The sequence below is a fragment of the Pedobacter zeaxanthinifaciens genome, assembly GCF_003313335.1.
Taxonomy (GTDB): domain Bacteria; phylum Bacteroidota; class Bacteroidia; order Sphingobacteriales; family Sphingobacteriaceae; genus Pedobacter; species Pedobacter zeaxanthinifaciens.
In genome coordinates, this window is the sequence record NZ_QMHP01000008.1 from 73,611 (window position 1) to 96,011 (window position 22,401).

The following is a 22,401-nucleotide window of genomic DNA, read 5'->3' on the forward strand; positions in this document are numbered from 1 at the left end:
TGGTATCATAGTTGTGATGTGTTACATAACTATGACAGTTGCCGCCCATCTAGCATCTGTTCTTTTATTAACTAAAAACTAAGAATAAGAATATGACACAGCTGCAATTTAACGAACAACTTAACGATTATTCTACCTCATTGAAATCATTTGCCTTAAATTTTACTAAAGATATGGAGGATGCGAATGATTTGGTGCAGGATACCATGCTCAAGGCCGTAACATATTATAGTAAATTCAAAGAAGGTACAAATTTAAAAGGGTGGTTATTCACCATCATGCGTAATACGTTTATCAATAACTACAGAAGATTGGTTAAAACTAATGCCTTAATTACGCAAAGCGAAGACATTACTTATGCTAACTTACATTATAGCGCAACTAACAATGCCGTAGAAAGCAAATTTGTGCTAAAAGATATCAACAAAGCGCTTGAATCTCTTGCCCCAGAGTACTATGTTCCATTTATTAAATATTTTGAGGGCTTTAAATACCATGAAATTGCTGAAGAGTTAAATATTCCAATTGGTACGGTTAAAACACGTATCCACGTAGCTAGAGGTCAGCTGAAAAAGTACCTTAAAAACTACGGTGCCGACAGAGGATAAGTTTAAATTTCTAATATATATAGTGAAGCCCCTACCAAAAGTTGGGGCTTTTACTTTGTAAAGAAACTTTAAAGGGATTAAAATTAATAAATGATACTTTTGCGTATTAAATCAGTATCATGAAGTTTTTATTTTTAGCGTTGTCGCTAGCTTTTTTGCTTAAGCCCTTAGGATTGCAAGTTGTTAAAAAGATTTTTAACAATGCTAATTTAAAGCCTGCTTTAGGCGCAAGTTTAATTGCCACCATATTATTTTCGGCTACGGCGGCAGTACTTAGCATGATTGGCGTTGTGCTTTTTGATGTGAATAAAACTGTTGACGTTTTAATTAATGAGCTGCCCATTGAGCAGTATCTGCTTAATTTTAGTTTAAGTTTTGGGGGAATTGCGGTGTACCTTTACCTTAACCAAGTTTTCCCCAAAAATGATTTACAAAAATATAGTTTGGCGTTAAGTAACTTGCTTATAGGATTGAGCATCGCTTTTTTATTTTTCGCTTATCCTAAATGGTTTACCATGGTTACGTTTGCTATGTTGGTTTTGGTATTGCTATTAATCGAATATGTAGGCAAAATTAGGTTCATGTATTGGGCCTATCGGGCTTTTGCTGTAATGTTGATTCCGCTGCTTGTGATCTACGGCATTCTATTTAACAACGGTACACTTAAAATCGCTAGCAATCAATTGTCTGATATGTATTTGTTTAAAATTCCAGTGGAGCAATGTTTTATGTTTTTAGCGATGTTCCTGGTAAGTGTATATATGTTTGAGTTTTTTAAAGCGAGGGCTGCTAAGCGATAATGGAACTTCCAATTTATACCAAATCGCAGCTAGCATTACGTAACGGCCAAGACAAGCCTCAAATTTGGGTAGCTTATAAAGGGATGATTTATGATGTTACTGACAGCAGGTTGTGGCGAAATGGTAAGCATTATGAGCATTGGGCCGGTCAGGATTTAACCGAGGAACTGGCTGATGCGCCACACACCGAAATGGTTTTTGAAAAATTTGAAGCTGTAGGAGTGTTGCAATAAATTAGTAACCTGAGTTGGATTATTATTTATTTGATTTACAATAATATACCATATTTTATAGTTCACTGAGCCCGATCCGAACATTAGGGATTAGTATCAGTTTTGAAAAGCTAATTAGCAATGAATTAATTGGAGAACTCGGGTTAGTAGAAGCTTACGTAAATAATTGCAGTGATTTTTTAGAGTGGTTGTTTTTTGCAACGACCATACAAAAATAGCCCCGGTTGTAGCGAGCATCCCGATTTTACATCGGGATAAAGCGTAAAACGGGACTATCCTTATATAGTAGAAGAATTACTGCGCTTCAAGAATTATTGTGCAATCTCAAAGCTGCTTAAATTCACAAATTGTTGCAGTCGGCTGCTGATTTCTTCTTGGCTTAGTTCCAATAAGCGCTCTGTTCCAAATTTTTCAACGCAGAACGATGCCAACGCGGAGCCATAAATTAGCGCATTTTTCATGTTGTTAAAATTGATGGTGCCAACTTTAGCTAGGTAGCCAATAAATCCGCCAGCAAAAGTATCGCCAGCGCCAGTTGGATCAAAAACATCTGCCAAAGGAAGTGCAGGCGCAGAGAAAATTTTGTCTTCGTGGAATAACAAAGCACCGTGTTCACCTTTTTTGATGATCAGGTATTTTGGACCCATGGTTAAAATTTTGTTTGCTGCCTTTACCAGGGAGTATTCGCCAGAAAGTTGACGGGCTTCAGAATCGTTAATGGTTAGTACGTCTACCATTTTGATGGTTTCTAACAAATCATCCATCATAATGTCCATCCAAAAATTCATGGTGTCCATTACAATTAGCTTAGGCCTGTTTTTAAGGCGTTTAATTACGGTTTGTTGTATGGCAGGGGTTAGGTTGCCTAACATTAAATATTCGCAATCTTGGTAGCTGTCGGGAATAATGGGATCGAAGTTCTCCAATACGTTCAATTCCGTAATTAGCGTATCACGACTATTCATGTCGTTGTGGTATTTGCCGCTCCAAAAGAAAGATTTCTCGCCTTCTTTAACTTGTAAACCTTCGGTATCTACACCGTGCTGGTTAAGTTTTTGAATGTCTTCTTTTTTGAAATCATCGCCCACAACGGCAACAATTTTTGTTTTGTTGTAAAGGTAGGAAGCTGCCAAACTAGCAAACGTAGCTGCGCCACCTACAATTTTATCTGTTTTTCCAAAAGGAGTTTCTATGGCATCAAAAGCCACAGTACCTATGATTATCAGGCTCATATGTAAATTGTTATATTTTTTATCTTTTTTTTCGCTACAAATATTGCATAAATAATTTAAAAGCCCTAATATTGCATTCCCAAAACGAACAAGGGTGTTTTAGTGAAAACTAACATTTGCCGCGTTTAGGGAAAGCCAGCACTCCTTCTTAGCTCAGCTGGTTAGAGTCCCGTACTTACGGGATTAATCAGGGGGTGCGAAGAGAGCGAGCCAAAGGATTTTGGTGTAAAGTTTAATGATAACCATTTAAAATATATTCCCGAATAGCTCAGCTGGTTAGAGCATCTGACTGTTAATCAGAGGGTCGCTGGTTCGAGCCCAGCTTCGGGAGCAAGAGCCTTACATGTTAGTAAGGCTTTTTATTTGAAAAGTTAATAGCCAATATTTCCGTTAAAGGAATATTCCCGAATAGCTCAGCTGGTTAGAGTCCCGTACTTACGGGATTAATTAGAGGGAGCAAAAAGGGTTGAGCCAAAGGATTTTTGGTTTAAGGTTTATTGATAATAAAAAAAATATTCCCGAATAGCTCAGCTGGTTAGAGTCCCGTACTTACGGGATTAATTAGAGGGAGCAAAAAGGGTTGAGCCAAAGGATTTTTGGTTTAAGGTTTATTGATAATAAAAAAAATATTCCCGAATAGCTCAGCTGGTTAGAGTCCCGTACTTACGGGATTAATTAGAGGGAGCAAAAAGGGTTGAGCCAAAGGATTTTTGGTTTAAGGTTTATTGATAATAAAAAAAATATTCCCGAATAGCTCAGCTGGTTAGAGCATCTGACTGTTAATCAGAGGGTCGCTGGTTCGAGCCCAGCTTCGGGAGCAAAAGCCTCACAGTCCGTGGGGCTTTTTTGTTTGATGACATTTTACATCTACATACTTTGGTCGGAGGTTTCCGATATCTATTACGTTGGCTACACTTCCGACTACGAAAAGAGGTTGTTGGAGCACAACACTAGCATCTACCATACGTTTACTTCCAAGCATAGACCGTGGTTACTTAAGGCTGTGTTTAGCTGTGGCGATAATAAGTCGGAAGCTTTGCGCATTGAGCGTTTCATTAAACGGCAAAAGAGCAGGAAGCTGATCGAGAAATTAATTGCAGGCGATGATTTTAGCGGTGAGTTCGCTCAGCTTGTTAGAGTCCCGTATATTCGGGAATAATCAAAGGTTCGCTGGGAAGTATGATTCCGATTATTGGAAAGCCCAGCTTCGGGAGCAAGAGCCTCACAGTCCGTGGGGCTTTTTTGTTTGATGACATTTTGCATCTGCATATCTTCTTAGCAGATAGCTTTTTGAGAAACTTACGAAATCTACACGACTTCGTAAGTTTTGTATTTTTAAGCTAATAGCACCTTGTCGGGAGTGATAGGCAAATCTCTTAATCGTTTTCCTGTAGCGTTGTAAATGGCATTGGCAATTGCTGCGGCTGTACCGATGATACCCACTTCTCCCAATCCCTTTGAGCCTTGGGGGTTGATGTTTGGATCGGGCTTATTGATAAATGCAACCTCGATAATTGGCGCATCTGCATTTACCGGGAAGTGATAACCAGCGAAATCATTAGCTACTAAACTATCAAGTTTTTCGTCGACAAGTTGCTCCTCCATTAAAGCCATGCCAATACCGCCAACTGCTGCTCCAGACATTTGGTTGGCCGCAGCTTTTTCGCTGATGATTTTGCCGCCATCTGCAACTGTTACCATGCGTTCCAGTTTTACTTTTCCGGTTTTCACATTCACTTTCACTTTGCAAAAGTGGGCTGCGGAAGAACAAAAAGCATATTTCTGTCTTTCAGCACCCGGACCAGAACTCGCTTCTACCTCTAAAATATCTAACTTATTCTTGTCCCAGATTGAGGCATAAGATATAAATAGATTATTGGCATTTTTAAGTGAGATGCCTGTATCTGATAGTAAAATATCATTTACTGCAGCACCTTTGTAAGCATCGTTTTGTGAGGCCGCATACTCAGCTAATTTTGATTTTAGCATTTCAGTAGCGGATACCACAGCGCCACCAATAGAGGATAATCCGTTGCTGCCGCCCTGACTGGGAGCAGGGGGTAGGTTGGAATTTCCCAATTCAATTTTTATTTTATTTTTAGCAATTCCAGTACGCTCATGAGCTATATTTTGCATGGAGATCCCGGTTCCGGTACCAATATCAGTCATTGCAGTTTGCACCGTGATGGAACCATCTCTTTGCATTTGTATCGCGGCACTTGCTGTTCCTCTTCCAGCATTCCAAGCGCCAACAGCCATGCCATAACCAACACTCCAGTCGCCTTCTTTTAACTGCGATGGTGTTGATTTTCTATTGCTCCAATTAATCATTGAGGCACCTTTTTCAATACACTCATTGATGTAGTTGGTTGACCAAGGTAAGCCGCTTTCGGGATTTTTATCCAAGGCTAAATTTTTGATTCTTAGTGCTACAGGATCGATATTCAGTTTGTAGCTCAACTCGTCAATAGCGCTTTCTATCGCAAAATCTCCAGTACAGTCGCCTGGACCTCGCATCCATGTAGGGGTTGATAAATTTAAAGGAACCGTAGCTGCTTCAGTTTTTAAGTTCTCAAAATTGTAAATCAATCGAGCTACGCGAGTAATTCCTTCGTTGAAATTCTCGTAAACAGAAGTTCCATTTTTAGCCTGATGATGCATTCCGATGAACTTCCCATCTGAGTTAGCGGCAAGTTTAATTTTTTGCCAAGCCGCAGGTCGGTAACCCACCGAATAAAACATCTGTGGTCTGGTTAGCATCAGTTTTACTGGTCTGTTAAGCTGTTTAGCGGCCATTATGCAGGCCAAAGTATGCGGCCAAACTCTTAGTCCAGAGCCAAAACCTCCGCCAACAAACTCGCTGATAACTTCAATATTATCCACAGGGATGGCAAACAGTTTTGAAAAAGTACGCTGTACATTATTTACTCCCTGGTTTTTATCAAATAATTTCAACTTATCTGGCGCTTTCCACTCAGCAATAGTGGCATGCATTTCCATCGGATTGTGTACTTCTGCTTTGATATTGTATTCTTGCTCCACAACTTGTACTGCGCTATCCAAAGCACTCAAATTTCCACGATCTTTACCGGCAGAAGTTAAAGGAATGGCGTTGCTTGCTTCCTTAAAATCTACTTTCGCCTCCGTTTTTTCGTAAGTAGCGGTAATTAAAGATGCTGCATAAGTTGCATCTTCGAAGGTTTCTGCTACCACCAAGGCAATTGGCTGTCCCTTGAAATAAATCTTATCAGTATGAAAAACGGCAAAACCCAAGCGAGCTTCCTTTATTTTGGCCTCATCTGCCAAGCCTGGCACCAAAGGTTTATTTAAATGGGTAATGATATCAATTACACCGGCAACTTGCTTCGCGTTAGCTACATTAATACTTTTTATCGTGCCCGCGGCAATGGTACTGCCTACCAGTACGGCATGGCAAAGTCCTTCAACTTTATATTCTGCTGAATACTTCCCAGCGCCAGTTACTTTTGCAATGCCTTCTACTCTACCTTCGGCTGCGATATTGAAATCAAATGGTTCGTCAAAAAATCCCATCACTTTTGTATTATGGATTTAAACATTGTTTTAATGCGGTTTCAATTGCTCCTTTTAACATCGGGATTTTGAAAGCATTATGCATTTGTGGTTTTAAGCCTTTAGTGGCGATATTTGCTGCGGCCTCAAAGTTTGCAATAGTAGCTTCTTTACCCTTTAAAAATTGCTCTGCTTCTAGCCAGCGCCAAGGTTTGTGTGCTACACCTCCGGAGGCTAGTCGGGCTTCAATAATTTTATTGCCGTTTAGGTTTAAAGCTGCCGCTACCGAAATTAGCGCAAAAGCATAACTGTCTCTATCGCGAAGCTTCACATAGCTACAATTTTTTGCGAAATTATTATTGCTTAAATTTATGGATTGGATCAGCGCATCCGCTGGTAAGTTGTTATCTTTTTCGGGATTATTATCCGGCAAGCGATGAAAATCCTTGAAAGCGATACTTTGCGTTTTGTTGGATTTGTCCATTACTTTTACCGTTGCGTCCAAAGCAGCTAGTGCTACACATAAATCTGATGGGTGAACCGCGATACATTGCGGACTGTGCCCAACTACAGCACTCATTCTATTTTCGCCGCTTATTGCACTGCAGCCAGAACCCGGTTGACGCTTGTTGCAGGGCGTAGTTACATCATAAAAATACGGACAACGAGTACGTTGAAGTAGGTTGCCCCCCATTGAGGCCATGTTACGTATTTGTGGAGATGCTCCGGCTAAAATAGCTTTTGAAACTAACGGAAATTTAGCTAATATGGTAGGGTCGGTTGCGGTAGCGCTATTGCGCATCATTGCACCAATGCTTACGCCTTGTGCCGTGTTTTCTACTTTATTAGGCAAAGCCGATGAAATATCTACCAAGTTATCTGGATTGGCAATGTGCTTTTTCATCAAATCGACCAAATTAGTGCCGCCCGCAATAAATTGGGTATTACTTTTTTTCTTCGCTATGGCTTGATTTGCCGCAGTTGATTTGGAAAATAAAAATGGTCTCATTGTGCAGCTACTTTTTGAATAGATTCTACAATTCCGTTATATGCACCGCAACGACATAAATTGCCGCTCATAAATTCTTTAATTTCAGCTACAGACTTGGTGTGGCCTTCGTTTACGCAAGCTACTGCCGACATGATTTGCCCCGGTGTGCAGTAACCGCATTGGAAGCCATCGCATTGGATAAAGGCTTCCTGCATGGGATGCAGCTGATCACCGTTGGCTAGGCCCTCAATGGTGGTAACTTCTTTTCCAGGTAAGGTAGCGGCTAAGGTTAGGCAGCTTAATACACGCTGTCCGTCTATATGAACGGTACATGCACCACACTGGCCGTGATCACAACCTTTTTTTGCTCCGGTTAGGTTTAAATCTTCACGAAGTAGATCCAGTAGGGTAGTACGTGTATCCGCCTTGATGGCGTAGCTTTTTTTATTGATGGAAACCTTTAAAGGGATTTGTTCTTTTGTTGGGATGATGTAGTTTTTGACATCTTCGTAAAATGCTTTTACTCCTCTGGGGATAAAAGCTAGTGCACCAAGTGCCGAAGAGGTTTTAAGGAAAAACCTGCGAGAAAAATTGTACTCCTGCTTCATAAAAGACGGTTATCGTTTAAGGCAACGGATTAATTAGTGAATTGTTTCGTTTGTTGAGGTAAAGCGTTTTGCAATCCCTAAATAAAAGTAAGAAAAATAAGTCAACAACCTTTGATTCTGGTTGTGTAATTAAACGGATACAGATAGGGTTACAATCGTATCGGTTAGTTTATTTTGGCTAAAGCCTTTTTTGGGTCGTTTATTTTATCCCCCGGCTGAAGCCGAGGGCTAGAATAGTTTTGATTAAGTTCAAATCTGTGGAGTTCTTTTTTGAGTCCAAGCGGCACAGGGGTTTGTGCAATTAATTTTATTGCCTTCGGTGTTAGGGATACAATTGTTACCGGTTAATTTATTTTGGCTAAAGCCATTTTCTGGTCGTTTATTTTATCCCCCCGGCTAAAGCCGAGGGCTAAAATAGTATTTGATTAGGTTCAAATCTGTAGAGTTCTTTTTCGAGCCCAAGCGGCACAGGGCTTTGTGCAATTAATTTTATTGCCGTCGGTTTTAGGGATACAATGGTTGTCGGTTAGTTTATTTTTGGCTAAAGTTTATTTTATCCCCCGGCTAAAGCCGAGGGCTAGGATAGTTTTTGATTAGATTCAAATCTGTGGAGTTCTTTTTTGAGCGGCCCAGGGTTTTGCGCAATTAATTTTATTGCCGTCGGTTTTAACCTTTTTATTAGGTTGCAAATCTAAAGAGTTCTTTTTTGAGCGGTCCGGTGTTTTGCGCAATCCATTTTATTGCCGTCGGTTTTAACCGACGGCAATAAATTAAAACTAGCTGTTTTTTAAAGATGCCATGTCAATCACAAAGCGGTAGCGCACATCGCTTTTAAGCATGCGCTGGTATGCCGTATTGATATCCTGCATTTTAATAATTTCGATTTCAGAAACGATTCCTTTTTCGCCACAGAAATCCAACATTTCCTGTGTTTCGGCTATGCCGCCAATTACTGAACCCGCAACAGATTTGCGACCCAAAATCATTGGAACAGTATTTAGCATGTTTTCCAATGCGCCTAAATAACCTACTAAAACCAAAGTTCCACTGATATTTAGAGTAGAAACGTAAGGATTTACATCGTGGTCATACGGCACAGTATCTATGATTAGATCAAACTCCCCAGCTACGGCTTTCATTTGTGCTTTGTCGGTAGAAATAACTACATGATCAGCACCTAGCTCCTTTGCATCGTCAGCTTTATCGGGCGTTCTAGAAAACAAAGTAACGTCGGCACCTAAACCTTTCGCTAATTTAATAGCCATGTGCCCTAAGCCACCCAAACCAACTACGGCAACTTTGCTGCCTTCTTTTACGTTCCAATGTTTTAACGGCGACCAAGTAGTTACACCTGCGCAAAGCAACGGAGCAACAGCAGCTAAATCTAAATTTTGCGGCACTGATAATACATAATGCTCGTCTACCACTACTTTTTCAGAATAACCACCAAAAGTTTGGCCACCTAAGTGCAAATCTTGACCATTATAAGTGCCAGTGAATCCATTCAAGCAATATTGTTCTAAATCTTGTTTACAGCTGTTGCAAGTTCTGCAAGAATCAACAATACAGCCAACTGCTGCTAAATCGCCTACTTTAAATTTGGTGACATCGCTACCTACTGCGGTTACCTTACCTACAATTTCATGGCCTGGTACTGCTGGATAAACAGAGCCTCCCCAGTCGTTTCTAGCCGTATGTAAATCAGAGTGGCAAACTCCGCAGTACAAAATGTCTATTTCTACATCTTTTGGCAAAACCGCCCTTCGGTTGATGCTTATTGGAGCTAAATCTGCTTCCGGTGATGGTGTGCCGAAAGCTTTAACGGTTGTTGTTTGCATAATTATTATTTTTGTTTTGGTACAACAAAGTAAGATGTTAGATGTTGTTGCCAAAGCAAAAATTGGGTCATTTTTTTGAAAGATTTAAGGGAGCTGAGGCGATGTAGGTGCGAAAGGAACTGTTAGCTAAGCTGCTGTATCCTCTTGATCAATTCAATACAAGCTCTGCCGTTGTGATAGGGACACTTCCAAAACCCAGCTTTGTCTTCGTTGTCCATTACCATTAAAGTCTTGTCAACTCCCCAAAACCATTCGCCGTTTTTAGTATCCTTGATATGGTTTTTAACGAATGCCCAAATGTTTATCACCTTTTGTAGTGTGTGTTGATCTTTATTTATCTGCCAAGCATTAAAGAAACCAACCATTGCTTCAGCCTGAGGCCACCAATGATATTCTTCAATTAAATGATTGTTGGAAGTATCAAGCTCGTAAATTAAACCTCCATTGTTTTGTATGCCACGAGCTGCGGCGTTAGTCATTGTCAAAGCCAAAGATCGAAATGTTTCTATTTCGTGTTCATCTCCAATTACTTCTGCCGCTTCTAGCAATAGCCAAGCTGCTTCAATATCATGACCGTAGGAAACTAGGGAAGATTTTACTTTCCAATCCATATCGAAAAATAACTGCAAGTGGCCAGTTTCTCGACAAATGATGTGTTTTTTAAAATTGAAAAGTAATTTTTTGATGGCTGGTTTTACTGTTGCGTTCGTAGAAACGGTGTAGAGATTGGCATAAGCTTCAATAACATGCAAATGCGTATTCATCGATTTTTTATCGTTCTGGTCTTTTTCGCTCAGTCTTAAATCATCAATAGTTTGCCAATTCCTGTTATGAGCCTCAATATACCCTGTGAAAATTTCATCGTAACTATGAAGCTCTAGTAAAAGATAAGTTTGTTCTGCTAATTGTAGTGCCGCAATATGGTTGCTTGCCTTGTAAAACTCAGTTAAAGCATAAATGCAAAATGCTTGCCCGTATACCTGTTTCTTGGTTTCCTTGGGTTTACCTTCTGGCGTTAACGACCAATAAAATCCGCCAAAGTCCTTATCATGAAAAAAATCCACTAGATAATGATAAGCTCTTGTTGCTACAGCCAAATACTTTGGTTGATGATTCAATAAATAGGCCGAAGAAAAAGTATAAAGAATTCTGGCATTTAAAACCAGTCCTTTTGGTGCTTCAAAAGCTTCATTCTGGTTGTCGACTTTTCCGTAAAAGCCACCTAATTGATGGTCAACAGTATGAGCTGACCACCAATCCAGTATGGAGTTAAGTTCTGTTGTTAATTCAGATTGAAGTGTATGAAGCTCCTGCATCTTAATAGGGCACCGAATGGCCGTTCAAATGTACTGTCTTATTTTGTTCTACTAATTTTTTATTGTTGTCGATAATACTGATAATCGTATCGACAGTTTTTGCTGAGCGTAATCCATCAGCTGGATTATTCAAAACATAGTCGAGCAATTGCTCAATTGAACTTGTTGCTACGTGGATACGTGTATCTGACGATGCATAATAAATGTACACCGTTCCATCTTCATCAGCAATCCATCCATTGCTAAATACCACGTTGGACACGTCACCAATTCTTTCATCACCCTCAGGAGCAATAAAATAACCAGCGGGTTTGTGGGTCACTTTGGTTAAATCATTTAAATCGGTTAAAAACATGTAAAGCACATAACGTAACCCAGCTGCGGTATTTCTAACGCCGTGGGCCAAATGTAACCAGCCTTTATCGGTTTTAATAGGAGCGGGGCCTTGGCCATTTTTAGCTTCGTAAACAGTGTGGTAAAGTTTTTTATCTATCACCAATTCTTCATTTACTTCAGCATTTTCAATAGTATCCGATAAACCAAAACCAATGCCTCCGCCTTTGCCAGCTTCAATAAAACTATCTTGTGGGCGGGTATAAAATGCATACTTGCCGTTTACAAATTCGGGATGCAGCACCACGTTGCGTTGTTGTGGAGACTTGGTTTTCAAATCAGCTAGGCGCTCCCAGTGAAGTAAATCCTTAGTGCGGGCAATACCACATTGCGCAATTGCTGCCGATTGGTCACCCTCACTAGCGCTAGGATCTCTTCTTTCGGTACAAAATAAACCGTAAATCCATCCGTCTTCATGCGCTACCAACCTGATGTCGTAAACATTAGTATCAGGCACATCGGTTTCTGGCATTACCACAGGATAATCCCAAAACTTAAAGTTGTCGATTCCGTTTGGACTTTCTGCAATGGCGAAGAACGATTTACGGTCTATTCCTTCTACTCTGGCCATTAAAATGTATTTTCCGTTCCATTTAATTGCACCCGGATTAAGAATAGCGTTGATGCCAAATCTCTCGATAAGATATGGATTGCTTGCCGGATTAAAATCGTAGCGCCAATTTAAAGGAATATGTTTTGCCGTTAATACGGGATTTTTGTAACGATGATACACCCCGTTAGTTTCATCTAAAGGCGTGTTGGTTGTTGTTTGTAGTTCCTCTTGTGCTTTGAGCATTGCAGAGATGCGTTGTTTGAAATTTACTGTCATAATCTAATCTTCTAATCTATTCCACCAGGTTCTTTTTAAAATAGTTACAATAACGGCTAGGATAAGTAGTGTAAGCCATAAAGGCGAGTACATGCCCGTAATTAGGTACATGGGTAGTATGGTTAAGCACAACTGTGCGATAATGCCAAGTGCCACGTTGAACATATCCAGTTTAAAGTTTTTGTTTGCTTTAAATGATGGGTTTTCTTTTGCAACTAGTTGATGTATGGGTTGCCAAAAGCCCCAAGGTTTTACTGTGGCATAAAATGATTTAAGGACTGCGGTATCGGTTGCTGGCGCAGTGTAAGTGCCAATTAAGCAGCCCGCTAATGATAAAGCAAAAAGTAGCGGCCACCAATACAAAGGAAGACCAGTAGTAACGTAAGGCATTAACAACGCTGCGCCAACGCCAACCGTCATTCCCCAGAAAAATCCATGGGCGTTAAAGCGCCACCAATACCATTTTAAGCAGTTTGCAGCTACGTAACCGCCATAAAGTCCGCCCACAATCCATTGCAAAATATTGTTGACATCCTTTGTTAAAAAGCCAAACCCTATGCCAGCAGCTACTACCACAACACCAACAATGTAATTCATGGAAATGATTTTTTTAGTGGGAGCTTCGGGATTGATGTATTTAAGATAAATATCGTTAACGATATAGGCTTGAGCAGCATTTAAAGTGCCGCTGAAAGTTCCCATAAAAGCACCTAGCAAGCCAGTAAGTACCAAGCCCAACACACCAATTGGTAAAAAGTTATTGATGGTAGCCGGCAATATGCGTTCAAAATCCGTAACGCCATCAGGGCCTTTTAAGTAAAGCTGATTGTAGTAGAGTAGTGCTAATACGGTTAGTCCGGTTACCATAGAGTAGCGGATGGGCAACAGCACAATGCTGACGAAACCAGTCATTTTACTAGCCTCTTTCGGACTACGAGTACTCAATATTTTTTGCATATCGTAATTTGGTGCTGGACCCGCAAGTGAAGCAAAAACACCTTTTAGCAACATCATCATGAAAAACACTCCGAACAGACTGAACCCATCCTCGGCTATTTTCTTATTGGCATCAGCTGCGATTGCGCTCCAATCCAAATCTAATTTCCAGCTAAAGAATGGGTTGTTCCAGCCCTTTGGAACATTGAGGGTTTGCGTTTGCAAATGCTGTACTGCAATTACGCCAATGGCAATGCAGGCCAAAGTCATGATGGCATATTTGATTACATCGCCCAAAACTATGCTGTGCATGCCGCCAATAATGGAATAAAACATGGCGAATAATGTAAATATGATACCGTAGAAATGGGGTACATACTTAATGGGCACATCAAATGGGATATATGCTTTCACATGATCCCAAGGCACAAATACTTCAATAAATTTTCCCAAGCCAATAAAGCCGTAGGCCAAAAATCCTAGGCAACTAATTAAGGCAAATGCAATAACGATAGCATGAGAACCATTTACACCTTTGCCGGTAAGCCCAAACCTGGTTTTGAGCCACTCGGCACCTGTAGTTGCATTGGATCTTCGTAGCCACTTGGAAAGGAACATCATCATAAAAACCTGATTAAACACAGGCCACAGCCAAGGAATCCAAATGCTTTTGAAACCGTAAACGAAGCATAAGGCTACCATCCACATGGTTCCGCTGATATCGAACATATCACTGGCATCGCTTAAACCAAGCATATACCAGGGTAACTTTTTGCCACCCATGAGGTAGCTTTCTTTGTCTTGCTTGGCCTTATTTTTCATGTAAAAACCAATCATTACCATGGTAATGAGGTACATGACCAAAATGGCGATATCTAAAAAGTGTAAGTTCATTTAGTTTGGTATATTTTTTTGCTGCTTAAGTTTTTCTCAAATAGTATTTTTTTGTTTTGGTAGAATTTTACAAAATCCTTTTCAGAGGCTTGACCTTTGTGCGGAGCGTAGTAGTGCATTTTTTGGGTTGATGGCATGTATCCAGCATTGCGCCAAACTAATACATAAGACAATCGGTAATCTTTAATTGCGGGCCATAAGGTTCCAGTCCACCAATCAGGGTCGGGTAGGTTTTCGAAGCCTGTTTCGGCAAAAGCTGCTAACTTTTTCTTCTCTGCAGCAAGCTTGGTTACAATGGCTGATTGTCGTTTAATCTCGTTGATGAAATCCTGCTTTTTGGCCAAGTCGAATTGATAGGTGTCAAAGCTTAGCACATCCACATAATCATCTCCGGGATAGCTTCGTAAAAAATCAGCTTCTGTTTTAAAGTCGTTGGTATTATACACCAAAATTAGCTGATTTAGTTTTTTAGTCTTCCTCAGGTAATCGGCGGTGAACTGCCAAATTTGCTTCATTTGCTCAGGTGTGGTAGCATGACTTCCCCACCAAAACCAGTTGCCGGTAAGTTCGTGGAAGGGCCTGAATAAAACAGGAATGGCTTCACCTTTACTACCTTTTAAGCTGTGAAGAAAAGTTGCAGCTCTATCCAACCACGTTTTAAAAAGTGCATGTTTTTCGCCGCCAGGCAAAATAGATTTAACTGTATTGCGGGTAGTATCCCAAGATGAGCCGCCTGTGAGTGGATTATCAAAATGCCAGCTGATGGTAATTACAGCGCCACGCTGATAGCCATCAATGATATATTTGCGCATTTTGTTAAATGGAACACCATCAATATTGTTGGCGGCATTGTGCTCAATTTTACTGATATCCCATCCATAAACTGCGGGGTAATCATTTACCACATCTTTAATATCGCTTTTATTTGGAATGTATTTCCAGCCTACGCCGTAAGCTAAATCATCCTGATGCCCAAAAAGCGTATAATTTTTACTGAGCTGATGCAAGTTTTGATACAGCGCTTTGGTTAAGGCGGTGGCATTAGGATTGCTGAGCTGTTGTGCGTCAGCTTTTAGTGTGAATAAACAAAAGATGAAGGAAAGAGATAAGATATGCTTCATAAAGTTTCGGCTTAAGGCTTAGATAGGACGGAGGTAATTGGCTTGCCAATAGTATGGCCATTTTCAAATTTAACACCTAAAAAAGCCGCTATGGTTTGCGCTAGCTGGTTTTGATACAATTGACCTTTGGTTTTGATTTCACCCATTGCCTGGGTATCTGGCCCCATCACGGCAAGGAAAATTTCGTTAGAATGCGGTACGGTGTAGTAATGGTGTTGCCAACTGTCTTCGTTTCCCCTACCATGATCTTCCGTAATGATAAAAGTAGTTTGATCTTTATAAAACGGATCTTTCTGCATGTAACTCCATAAATCGGCAATCATCCTATCGTTGTAATTGGCCGCATCTAAATAAAAATCGTATTTGCCCGAGTGCGCTAAAGCATCTGTTTCAATAAAGCTAATCTGCAACACTCGTGGATGGTGTAACTTCACATGTTCCTTAGCCAATGCATAAGTGATCGCATCGTGTCTTTCGCCCATTCCGTAATCCTTAGGAAGCCACCATTGCAGGTCATTAAGCATTTGCTGTACATCGCTAAGCTGCTCGCCTTTTACATTGGTGTATCCAGCATTAATGGGAAATCCTGCTCGCTCTTGATTAAGGATTTTACTAAAAGTATCCCATGAAGTATAAGTGGCTACTTTCCCTTTGAAGGCGGGCAATTGGTGTAAAAACTCCAACACATTAACGTTGTGGTTGGCCGGATGTGAATTGGAATTGATTAACGTATCGGGGTAACCGGTAAATATTTCGTTGTAGCCAGGGTAGGAGAACCAAAATTTATTACTTACATCAACTTGGTTGCCATAGTTCCTGTTTCCATAAATCTGCCCATTACTGGCAATCGTACTCCAGAAAAACGGCATCAGCTTAGCTCGTCTTTCTTCCGCAGTTTTTGCCCAGTATTTTTTTACTCTCCAAGTGGAGTCTTGAGAGGTGAATTTTTTTCCGAAAAGATGGCTTGAATCTGCGCCATTGAACAGTTCTTTCCAGCGGTAACCATCAAATGTAATGATCACCACGTTCTTAGTTTTCTGGCCAAAACTTTGGGTAATGGCCAGAAACAAAACAAGTAAACTAAGATTTATAAACCGATTAAAATTCACGAATTACTCAATTTGGTTATTAATAGAATCCAACATCGTCGATAAATATCTGCGATGCAAAACCACTAAATTCTTGGAAAGTAAGGTACTCGATTGTCGCAGGATTTCCGATGTTGATGAATGGAACTTGATAATCAGTCCATTTGCCTTCGTTCAATACCAAATCGTATGTGCCTGCTGTTGGCGTAACGGATATTCTCACTTTCTTGCCCTGTGTACCTGGGCCTCCAAACATCGAAATTTTTACCATGCTATAACCTGCAGTAGCAAATTTGGCTACTAACCTAAATCGCACTGCGGAAAAAGCTTTATGTACTACGTTAATGGCAGTTGTGCCTCGGCGTGCATTTGTTGTGCTAGCTAAATCTAAAGAAGTAAATGAGTAAGAAGTGTTTGTCCACGAATTTCTCAATGCGTCATCAAATATGGTATGTTTTAAGCCGAAAGTTTTGGTAGCTGTTACCGAACCTACAGAGGTAGTAATTACCACTTGGCCATAAGTTCCGCCAGCAGGAACTTTTATTTTCACCTGCGTTTGTGTGCTAGATACAATGGTAGCTGCAACGCCGTTAATGGTAACGCCTGTAATACCCTTAAAGTAATTGCCGTCGATGGTAATTTCGTCATCAACGTTGCCTGCGCCTGGACTAAAATCAGTGATTTGCGGGCCTGGTTGTTTGATCTGGAAATTCAAGGTAGCGGTGCCGTACTTGGTTGTCACCGTGATCGGGTTGTTGATCGGATCGGTAAGGTTAGCAGGTATTTTCACCGTAATGCTGTTGTCTTCCGAGTAGGTGAGCGAATCGGCTGCTAAAGTACCGTTAAAATCAACCTTTGAGGTAGTACTCAAATTGGTTCCTTTAATGATAATCCACTCGCCATAACCGATGGATTGCAGTGGGGTTCCCCTTTCGTTGAGTGTAGTTACTGCACTTAAGGTAGGCGGAGCGGTGTTTTCCGAGCTATCTTTTTTGCAAGCTCCGAGAATCAATGTCGCTAGCATTACTAAGCCAACTCCAATGTTTTTGTTTATCATTCTCATATCAATCAATATTTAAATGTTTGATGAATTACCAACCAAAGTTGTTGCCTTTGATGGCAGTATTTGAATTCAGTTCGTTTAATGGAATAGGAAGTAATAAATTCTTCTGCTGACGTACTTTGGAAATGTTGTTTTGTCCCGTGCCAATTTTATTCATTACTTGAAGATAAACTCCCCAACGCATTAAATCAAAGCGCCTAACTCCTTCCAAGTTAAATTCTCTAGCTCTTTCCGCTAGTACGTAGCTACGGAATTGCTCGGGCGTCATGCCAGCTGGAGCGTAAGCCTCAGGAACGGGTGCCGCTGGTGTTCCAGTAGTTGGAAACGAACGAAACCTTACCGTGTTCAGTGCATTATAAGCTGCGGTTGTAGGCCCGTTAACTTCATTTTCTGCCTCTGCATACATTAAAAATAGTTCTGCATAGCGAAGCATAGGATAAAATGCGTCGCTACTAACAACAGTTGGATCGGTTACACCGCTAAATTTAATGGTGTAAGCTCTTTCGGCAGTAGTAGTACCTGAGTTGTTATAGGTAATGCCGCCTACTACTTTATATTGTGCCGATTGCCATGATGGGTAAAAGATGTACGTGCCTTGTAAGGTTTGGTAGTTGTGCGTAATGCCATCTAGCACACGTTTGTCCTGTACATCATAATCGTTGTAGTGATTGTTGGTTGTCCATACAGCGCCTACGCCAAATGTTGAACGGGCTGAAAAATATGCATTTAAATTGTTGATGAAAGCACTTCCAGCAAGGGATTGCAATTGCCACATGTGTTCTTTCGAGTTCCTGCCGGCAATGCTCCACAAGTCTTTCCAGTTTGCAGTTAATGCGTAAAGGTTGCTGCTGATTACTTCGGCTGCTTTGTCCCTAGCCAGAGTGTAGTAAGCCCTAGCATCCAATCCTTCTAATCCTTTCACCACATCTTTGGTATAAGTGTAGTAGCCATTATCGGTTCCGCCACGTACGGTGACATTACCTGTAGATGCGCCTGAAGCCATGGTTAAATAAGTTTTAGCTAAAAATGCTTTAGCCACTCCTTGGTTTACCCTTCCAGGCTCACCAGCTTTAGCATTGCCGTAAGGAAGTAGGTTTTGCTCTGCAGCTTTAAAATCTGCAATTACCACATCGTAAGTTTCTTTTACTGTAGCTCTTGGTACATTTGTTTCAGGGTTATTTGCTGATAACGACTTGAGTTTAATTGGTACGCCGCCATAAAGCTGTACCAGTTGAAAATAAGCCCAGCCACGTAAAAAATAAGCTTCGCCTAAAATCCTTTTCTTAATATCTGGATCTATATCCGTAATGTTAGCCACATTTTCCAGTACGGTGTTTGCCCGGGCAATAATAGTATAGCAGCCTACCCAGGGGCCATCAATTCCCCAGTAGCCTTGCGGGTTACCTGCACCAGTGGTGCCTAAAAACCAATCGGCACCAGCTACATGGTCATCATCTAACATCGTGATGTTCCAAAATGGTTGATAAAAAAGGTCTGTAAACCAAAGCTCGGCATATACGCCATTTATTGCCGCTTTGGCATCACTTTCATTTCTGTAGAAATTTTCAGGTGAGTAAAAAGAAAATGGTTTTTCTTCGAGTGCTTTTTTGCAAGAACTAGTGCTTAATAAAGCCAGTCCTACAATTGAAGCCATAAAATATGTTGAAATCGCTTTCATGAGATTACTTTATTAAAGTTAAAAATTGCAACGTAGCGATAAATTGTACGTTCGTGAATTTGGATAGCCCCCTAAATCTACCCCGAATAGGGCAGGATTATCGCCATAGCTATTAATTTCAGGATCGTATCCAGTGTATTTAGTGAAGGTTAATAAGTTGTTTGCACCAACGGATACCCTCAAGTTAGAAATGGTTTTTGATTTAAGTGGAACGTTGTAGCCAAACGTTACATTTTTTATCCTCACAAAACTGCCATCTTCAATAAATCTTCTAGAAAATAACAGGTTTCTGAAAAACTGGCGCATAATTTTTGGGCCTGTAGCGTTAGTGTTGTCCTGTCCCTGTGCCCAAGCTCCATCCGCCATTTCTTGCGTAATATTTTTATTGGTTCCTAGGTTGGCGTTAAATCGGGTATTCATATTAATGATATCATTTCCTTGTACGCCGTTTACAAAAATGCTCAAATCAAAGCGTTTGTATTTGAAGTTGTTGGTAAACCCAAAGGTGTAATCAGGGCTAACATCGCCAATGAAGGTTCTGTCGCCTTGGCCAATGGTTGTAGGGTCGTTGTCTAAGTTTTTGTACTTGATTTCGCCAATGGTACGCAAGATAATCGCGTTGCCTTGGTTAGTGTACTGAGGGTCGTTGCGTACTTCAGCCTCGTTATCGTAATAACCATTTTCAACATAGCCATACAAAGCACCAATTGGCTTGCCTACCGTTTGTATAAAAGGGGCATCTCCGGTAGAGATATTACGGCCATATTGTTCCGTAACATTTGGTCCTAAACTCAAAATCTTATTTCTGTTGAAGGCAATGTTAAAATTGGAAGTCCATTCAAAGTCTTTAGCTTTCAACACCGTTCCGTTTAAAGTTACTTCTAATCCTTTGTTTTGGATTGAGCCAGAGTTTACCAGCTGCGTTCTAAATCCTGTTGATGACGGGATAATTAAGTTCTGTAAAAGGTCATCAGTAATCTTTTTGTACAGCTCCACATGTAGGTTTAGTCTGTTTTTGAACATGCCCAAATCTAAACCTAAGTTGTAGGCGCTTGTGGTTTCCCATTTCAACTTTTCGTTTGCGGGTCCAGCAAATAAATCATTAGCTAAACCAGTTTGTACTGCGCCCCCAAAAACGTAATTGTAAACGCTCAGCTTTGCCAATGAAGTATAAGAGCCAATACCCTGATTTCCTGTTTTGCCATAGCTGAAACGTAATTTCAAATCGCTAATAGTTTTAATGTTCTTCATGAAATCCTCATTAGAGATTTTCCAGGCAACCGCTGCCGAAGGGAATCCCGCCCACTTGTTATCTTTACCAAACTTGCTCGAACCATCTTGACGGAACGATACGGTAAGTAGATAACGTTCATCGAAATTGTAGTTTACCCTTGCCAAAAACGACATTAAGGTAGATTGGTATCGGTTAGTTACCACTGGCATAATTACTTCGCCGGCGGCCAAGTTTTCGTTTTGCAACGCATCATTAGGGAAGGTTTTCGCTTCAGCTCTTTTGCTTTGTCCGTTGGTGCGCTCATAAGTTCCGGCTGCAACGGCATTGATGTTATGCTTGTCAAATTTTTTGGTGTAGCTTAAAATGCTTTCAGCAGTGGCATTGCTCCAAATGTTATCTGCTTTTAATCCCCATCCTTTCATTGCAAAACCTTCATACACACTACGAGGGTAGTATTGGTCTCTTGCACTGTTGGAGTAGTTAAAGCCAATATTTTGTCTGAATTTGAAATCTTTTAAAAAAGTAGCTTCAACATAGTTGGATGAGAAAATATTCAGTCCTTTTACTTTGTTTAAAACATCGTTTACATAAATGTAAGGATTGGTGATAAATGCATCCCCAACGCCGTCATAAGCAATTGGATCAGCAATGGTAGAAGGGAAGGTAATTGCCGAACGGATAATCCCAGCACTTGCTGCATCTGACTTGTCGGTTCCTGTTTTTACACCATCGGTATTGGTGCTTGCAAATGAGGTACTGGTACCAACTTTAAAAGTTTTACTTACATTTCTCGACAAGTTAAGACCTAAACCAAACCTATTGTAGGCCGAGTTCATTACCGTTCCTTGCTGATCTAAATAGTTAAAAGAAATGCTGTGGCTGCCTGCATCGCTTCCTCCTGATATGTTAAGCGAATAGTTTTGGTACAAACCGGTGCGGAAAATCCTGTCTTGCCAGTTGTTGGTATCTCCAATAAAATCTTGCGGACTTTTGTTGTAATACGTTTGTCCGGGCCTATCCGGATCTGGAATGGTTTCGCCGCGGTACGGTAATGTGTAATTTGTTCCTGTATAGATATTTGAATTGCGGTAAGCTAAATTTTGGTAAGCTGCATATTCAGATGCGTCAAGTACATCTAGTTTTTTAGAGACCTGAGCTGATCCAACGTTGAAATTAGCTTCGATTCTGTCCTTGCCGCTGCGCCCTTTTCGAGTGGTAATAAGCACTACACCATTGGCACCACGTGAGCCGTAAATAGCTGTTGCAGAGGCGTCTTTTAAAATATCGATACTTTCAATATCATTAGGGTTGATGAACGACATGGCGTTTAACGTCTGCTTTTCGTCCTCGCCAATTGACATAGGTGTAGAGCCAGTGCTAGAGTTGTTGAATGGAATACCATCAATAACGTAAAGGGGCTCGGTGCCACCTAAAAAAGAGTTGGAACCCCTAACGCGGATACTTAGTCCGGCTCCCGGAGCCCCATCGTTTTGAGTAACGTTAACGCCTGCAATTTTACCTTGCATAGCTTGTAGGATGTTAGTGGGAGCATCTCTGGTAAATTCCTCACGTTCAATCCTGGCTACTGATCCAGTTAAGTCACCTTTTTTTACCGTGCCGTAACCTACAATTATTACGTCTGATAGGATGGTTGCATTTGGCTTTAGCCTTACATTGAAAATAGTTTGCGTGCCAATGGCGAATTCTTGTGGCTCCATCCCTAAAAATGAAAAAACAATTACCTGTGCGTTTGCTGGCACGGTAATATTAAAATTTCCATTTTGATCGCTAATAGCCGAGGACTTCGAGTTTTTAACGCTAACGGAAGCGCCAGCTAAAGGGCTTCCACTCTCATTAACTATTTTGCCTGATAGCTTTTTTTCTTGGGCAAAACATAGCGTGGTAGCGAATGTCCATACAAGTACTGCCAATAAAATACAGTTTAGTTTATTAAGCATATTGAGTTATTTGGTTGATATCAAAAGTAGTATCTCTTGATTCTCTTAAA

The 22,401-nt window shown here is 40.7% G+C and carries 17 protein-coding genes and 2 tRNA genes; 6 read left to right on the plus strand and 13 right to left on the minus strand.

The window, feature by feature from the left end; all coding sequences use genetic code 11:
* The first annotated feature begins 92 nt into the window (after window positions 1–92).
* The 3 genes from DUT68_RS13125 to DUT68_RS13135 all read left to right on the plus strand — a co-directional run bounded on the left by DUT68_RS13125 (window position 93) and on the right by DUT68_RS13135 (window position 1,641).
* Entirely contained in the window at window positions 93–608 is a 516-nt protein-coding gene (locus DUT68_RS13125; RefSeq protein ID WP_113638671.1) for an RNA polymerase sigma factor, read from the plus strand.
* A gap of 119 nt (window positions 609–727) precedes the next feature.
* Window positions 728–1,408, plus strand: a complete 681-nt coding sequence (locus tag DUT68_RS13130; protein ID WP_113638672.1) for a lycopene cyclase domain-containing protein — start codon at window positions 728–730, stop codon at window positions 1,406–1,408.
* On the plus strand, window positions 1,408–1,641 hold the full coding sequence (locus DUT68_RS13135; protein WP_113638673.1) for a cytochrome b5 domain-containing protein: 234 nt from the start codon (window positions 1,408–1,410) through the stop codon (window positions 1,639–1,641). The genes DUT68_RS13130 and DUT68_RS13135 overlap by 1 nt, the downstream gene beginning before the upstream one ends.
* A gap of 311 nt (window positions 1,642–1,952) precedes the next feature.
* Here DUT68_RS13135 and DUT68_RS13140 read toward each other — a convergent pair whose 3' ends face one another.
* A complete protein-coding gene (locus tag DUT68_RS13140) occupies window positions 1,953–2,873 on the minus strand; it encodes a PfkB family carbohydrate kinase (protein WP_113638674.1) in 921 nt (306 codons plus the stop codon).
* Between the two features lie 257 nt (window positions 2,874–3,130).
* Here DUT68_RS13140 and DUT68_RS13145 point away from each other — a divergent pair.
* The 3 genes from DUT68_RS13145 to DUT68_RS13155 all read left to right on the plus strand — a co-directional run bounded on the left by DUT68_RS13145 (window position 3,131) and on the right by DUT68_RS13155 (window position 4,032).
* A tRNA-Asn gene (locus DUT68_RS13145) sits at window positions 3,131–3,204 on the plus strand.
* 413 nt (window positions 3,205–3,617) lie between these two features.
* A tRNA-Asn gene (locus tag DUT68_RS13150) sits at window positions 3,618–3,691 on the plus strand.
* Window positions 3,692–3,726: 35 nt separating this feature from the next.
* Window positions 3,727–4,032 (plus strand): GIY-YIG nuclease family protein, encoded by a 306-nt coding sequence (locus DUT68_RS13155; protein ID WP_113638675.1) that lies wholly within the window; start codon window positions 3,727–3,729, stop codon window positions 4,030–4,032.
* A gap of 176 nt (window positions 4,033–4,208) precedes the next feature.
* Here the strand turns inward: DUT68_RS13155 and DUT68_RS13160 are convergent, their stop codons facing one another.
* From DUT68_RS13160 to DUT68_RS13215, 12 genes are all read right to left on the minus strand, one after another.
* The gene (locus DUT68_RS13160; RefSeq protein WP_113638676.1) at window positions 4,209–6,425 is read right to left on the minus strand and encodes a xanthine dehydrogenase family protein molybdopterin-binding subunit; all 2,217 of its coding nucleotides are present in this window, start codon (window positions 6,423–6,425) and stop codon (window positions 4,209–4,211) included.
* 10 nt (window positions 6,426–6,435) lie between these two features.
* Window positions 6,436–7,413 carry an FAD binding domain-containing protein gene (locus DUT68_RS13165; protein ID WP_113638677.1) on the minus strand — a complete coding sequence of 326 codons (978 nt, stop codon included), beginning with the start codon at window positions 7,411–7,413 and terminating at the stop codon, window positions 6,436–6,438.
* A complete protein-coding gene (locus DUT68_RS13170; protein WP_113638678.1) occupies window positions 7,410–8,003 on the minus strand; it encodes a (2Fe-2S)-binding protein in 594 nt (197 codons plus the stop codon). Before DUT68_RS13170 ends, DUT68_RS13165 begins: the two co-directional genes overlap by 4 nt.
* Window positions 8,004–8,779: 776 nt before the next feature.
* A complete protein-coding gene (locus DUT68_RS13175; RefSeq protein ID WP_113638679.1) occupies window positions 8,780–9,841 on the minus strand; it encodes an NAD(P)-dependent alcohol dehydrogenase in 1,062 nt (353 codons plus the stop codon).
* Window positions 9,842–9,963: 122 nt separating this feature from the next.
* Window positions 9,964–11,157 (minus strand): AGE family epimerase/isomerase, encoded by a 1,194-nt coding sequence (locus DUT68_RS13180; protein ID WP_113638680.1) that lies wholly within the window; start codon window positions 11,155–11,157, stop codon window positions 9,964–9,966.
* Window position 11,158: 1 nt separating this feature from the next.
* Window positions 11,159–12,379: a glycoside hydrolase family 130 protein gene (locus DUT68_RS13185; protein ID WP_113638681.1), complete on the minus strand. Its 1,221-nt coding sequence runs from the start codon at window positions 12,377–12,379 to the stop codon at window positions 11,159–11,161.
* Between the two features lie 3 nt (window positions 12,380–12,382).
* Window positions 12,383–14,209, minus strand: a complete 1,827-nt coding sequence (locus DUT68_RS13190) for a sodium:solute symporter family protein (RefSeq protein WP_113638682.1) — start codon at window positions 14,207–14,209, stop codon at window positions 12,383–12,385.
* Window positions 14,206–15,330, minus strand: a complete 1,125-nt coding sequence (locus DUT68_RS13195; RefSeq protein ID WP_113638683.1) for a glycoside hydrolase family 26 protein — start codon at window positions 15,328–15,330, stop codon at window positions 14,206–14,208. Before DUT68_RS13195 ends, DUT68_RS13190 begins: the two co-directional genes overlap by 4 nt.
* An 11-nt stretch (window positions 15,331–15,341) precedes the next feature.
* Window positions 15,342–16,352, minus strand: a complete 1,011-nt coding sequence (locus DUT68_RS13200; RefSeq protein ID WP_198659596.1) for a phosphoglyceromutase — start codon at window positions 16,350–16,352, stop codon at window positions 15,342–15,344.
* 106 nt (window positions 16,353–16,458) lie between these two features.
* Complete coding sequence (locus tag DUT68_RS13205) at window positions 16,459–17,481, minus strand: IPT/TIG domain-containing protein (RefSeq protein ID WP_113638684.1); 1,023 nt, start codon at window positions 17,479–17,481, stop codon at window positions 16,459–16,461.
* Window positions 17,482–17,509: 28 nt separating this feature from the next.
* Window positions 17,510–19,159 (minus strand): RagB/SusD family nutrient uptake outer membrane protein, encoded by a 1,650-nt coding sequence (locus tag DUT68_RS13210; RefSeq protein ID WP_113638685.1) that lies wholly within the window; start codon window positions 19,157–19,159, stop codon window positions 17,510–17,512.
* Window positions 19,160–19,177: 18 nt separating this feature from the next.
* A complete protein-coding gene (locus tag DUT68_RS13215; RefSeq protein ID WP_113638686.1) occupies window positions 19,178–22,351 on the minus strand; it encodes a SusC/RagA family TonB-linked outer membrane protein in 3,174 nt (1,057 codons plus the stop codon).
* Window positions 22,352–22,401 lie beyond the last annotated feature (50 nt).